Annotated in this window: 2 protein-coding genes and 1 pseudogene; all 3 read right to left on the bottom strand. The window is 47.2% G+C overall.

All coding sequences use genetic code 11. The features are described from left to right. Positions 1-224 precede the first annotated feature (224 nt). The gene (nhaA, locus tag HII27_RS26680; RefSeq protein WP_001000602.1) at positions 225-1,376 is read right to left on the bottom strand and encodes a Na+/H+ antiporter NhaA; all 1,152 of its coding nucleotides are present in this window, start codon (positions 1,374-1,376) and stop codon (positions 225-227) included. A gap of 160 nt (positions 1,377-1,536) precedes the next feature. Continuing rightward, positions 1,537-1,722: pseudogene (locus HII27_RS26675) on the bottom strand (IS3 family transposase); the annotation flags it as partial. 7 nt (positions 1,723-1,729) lie between these two features. Beyond that, positions 1,730-2,800 carry an IS110 family RNA-guided transposase gene (locus HII27_RS26670; RefSeq protein WP_001180633.1) on the bottom strand — a complete coding sequence of 357 codons (1,071 nt, stop codon included), beginning with the start codon at positions 2,798-2,800 and terminating at the stop codon, positions 1,730-1,732. Between the last annotated feature and the right edge of the window lie 364 nt (positions 2,801-3,164).

Genomic DNA, 3,164 nt, shown 5'->3' with positions numbered 1-3,164 from the left:
CGCTGAAAATGCCGGCCTTTGAATGGGTTCATGTGCAGCTCCATCAGCAAAAGGGGATGATAAGTTTATCACCACCGACTATTTGCAACAGTGCCAAAAATACCCTCAGCAATTAGTGTACTGAGGGTATTGTTAACCATCCGTAGGATCGTTCAACTGATCAATGCCTTAACTGATCGGTGTTATCCCGATTGGGAGGCTTTACAAAATAGCTCATTTTTATCTTACGCTTGCGCTTTCTTAGGCAAAGAAAAGTGCAGTAAGGCATAGCCAAGTAATGCTGCTGTCGTAGAACCCATTAAGATACCGAGTCGAGCATAGGTATCAAATTCAGGACTTACATTTCCGAACGCTAAAGAGGAAATGAAGATAGACATTGTAAAGCCAATACCACACAACACAGATACCGCAAAGATATGCTTGAAGTTAACGCCTTCAGGTAACTTAGCAACGCCCATTTTTACCGCTGCCCAGCTAAAGGTAAAGATACCTAGAGGCTTACCAACCAGTAGACCCAAAGCAATACCGAGTGGCAGCATTGAAGTTAGACCTGACATCGATACGCCTTCTAACGAAATCCCCGCATTGGCAAATGCGAATAGAGGCAGAATACCAAATGCCACGTATGGGTGAAGCGCGTGCTCCATATGTTTAAGTGGAGAATGTTCGCCCTGCTTTCCCTTTAGTGGGATAGCAAAACCAATCACTACACCTGCCAATGTTGCGTGAACACCAGATTTAAGCACCGCGAACCATAAGATCGCACCGACGATCATGTATGGCGTAAGTTTTGTTACTTCCTTCGCATTCAACATGAATAGGACACCAGTCATGATGAAGCCAACAAGCAACGCCATGGTCGACAGGTCACCGGTGTAAAATAGCGCGATAATAACAACTACACCTAAATCATCGATGATAGCAACCGCCAGCAAGAACACTTTTAGGCTTACTGGTACACGCTTACCTAATAACGCCATGATACCTAAAGCAAAAGCGATATCTGTCGCCGCTGGAATTGCCCAACCAGAAATCGCCTCAGGATCGTTGGCATTAAAGGCTACGTAAATAAGAGCAGGAGTTAATATACCGCCAACCGCTGCAATCGCAGGGAAAATTGCGGTTTCTTTTGATTTTAACGCACCTTCAAGCAGCTCTCGCTTAACTTCAAGGCCAATGAGTAAGAAGAAAACAGCCATTAGGCCGTCATTAATCCAGTGAGAAACTGACATACCAAATACATAAGTATGCAGTACAGATTGATAAGTTTCGCCCAGCGGTGAGTTAGCAATGGTCATCGCAATTGCCGCGGCAATCACGAGAAGAATACCACCAGCTGATTCCATTTTGAAAAAGTCACGAATGACATCGTTCATGGTTTCGTCCTTATATTTATTATCTTAATAAACGATTAACAAAGAATGATAAGAGTGTATAGCGGTCGAAAACTTTAGAATAATTGAATCGCCACGGATAATCTAGACACTTCCGAGCCGTTGATTGGACTGACCCCACGCCCGTAGACAAATTCTGTCCTCACGACGAGGCCTGTTCGAAGGCCTCCGGACTGACGCCGCCGAGGTGACTGTGGCGCCGGGCCCGGTTGTAGAACACTTCAATGTAATCGAAGATATCCGCCCGGGCTAGATCCCGGGTTTTGTATATTCTCTTCCTGATGCGCTCTTTTTTCAGTGAACTGAAGAACGATTCGGCCACCGCATTGACGCTCCTATGTCAAGAGCGGGCGATTGGCATATGTGAGATCTGATAAAATCAATGGGTAGAGTTCACGGACGATGTAGCGTTTTAGACATCTCAGGATCTCTTTGGTCGATAGCCCTTCACCAGTTCGTCTGTCGACATAGATTCTTGTCCGCGGATCACTTCGCATACGCACAAGGGCTATTGTCCACAGGGCATTGTTTGCTTCACGTGAGCCACCTCGATTTAATCTGTGCCTGACTGTTTTTCCTGATGATGCTGGCAGCGGATTTACGCCACAAAGCGATGCCAGTGCTGCTTCATTTTTTAAACGTTCGGGATTATCACCTGCAACTGCCAGCAGTGTGGCTGCCGTCTGTGGCCCTACGCCAAACTGGCTACGAAGGTTACTGGCATATTTACGGGTCAGTTTATCCAGCGATTCGTCCAGTTCATTCAACTCTTCAGTCAGTGCCCCCCATCGTTTCGCAAGGCTTCTAAGCGTGCTGTACAGAGCTATACGCAGTGGAGAGTACTCTGATACTTCGCAGTTAATACAGGCAGCTACGCACTCGTGTGGTTTCGATTTCCAGAGTTTGTCGCGGACATCCTGCGGTGCACTAACCAGCAGCGAACGAAGCTGGTTAATCGCCTGAGTACGGGCTTTTACAGCGCTACGTCGGGCAACGCTAATTATCCGGAGAGCTTCACACGCGCCGGATTGCATTTTGGGTATGGCTTTGCTGCTCCCCGAAAGTACGGTGCGGGCTGCATTCTCTGCATCCAGTGGATCTGACTTTCCTTCAAGGCGGCGTTTTGAGCGGTCTGGTCGGTTAACTTCAACAACATAAATACTATTTTTAATAAGAAAACGTGTTAATGCAGCACCATAAGTTCCGGTTCCTTCAATACCTGCTCGTTCGAGAACTCCAAAAGATTTAGCCCAATCAAATAGCTCCTGATAGCCAATTTGATTTGTTTGAATAATGCGAGTACCAAGCAGCTTACCCGCCTGACTGATAACAGCACCGACATGAATATCAAGGTGTGTATCGACACCCAGGATCACGCTTTCAGGAGATTGAAAATTGTTTTGCATGGTTTACCCCCCAGATATCAGTAGCACAACCATCCCCATCGCAGGACAGGACACTCAAGATGCAGCACAAAGCTCCTATCAGGTCACAAACGCTGGGCCCGGCTATGCCCGGGAAATACCAGAATCGGACGACAGGTCAACACAAAGGCATTCGAGCCAATCCCAGCACGGGTCAGTCCGATCCGGTATTTGAAAGTATATTAGAATGAGTATCCCAGCAGTTGCCACGCCGGCTCATGCTCGGGACCAGGTTATTAGCCCGGCAGAAGGGTGATGCTGCCAACTTACTGATTTAGTGTATGATGGTGTTTTTGAGGTGCTCCAGTGGCTTCTGTTTCTATCAGCTGTCCCTCCTGTTCAGCTA

The organism is Kluyvera sichuanensis, assembly GCF_014218705.1.
Lineage (GTDB): Bacteria > Pseudomonadota > Gammaproteobacteria > Enterobacterales > Enterobacteriaceae > Kluyvera > Kluyvera sichuanensis.
The sequence above is the reverse complement of the archived record's forward strand: the minus strand, read 5'-3'. Positions and strand labels throughout refer to the sequence as shown.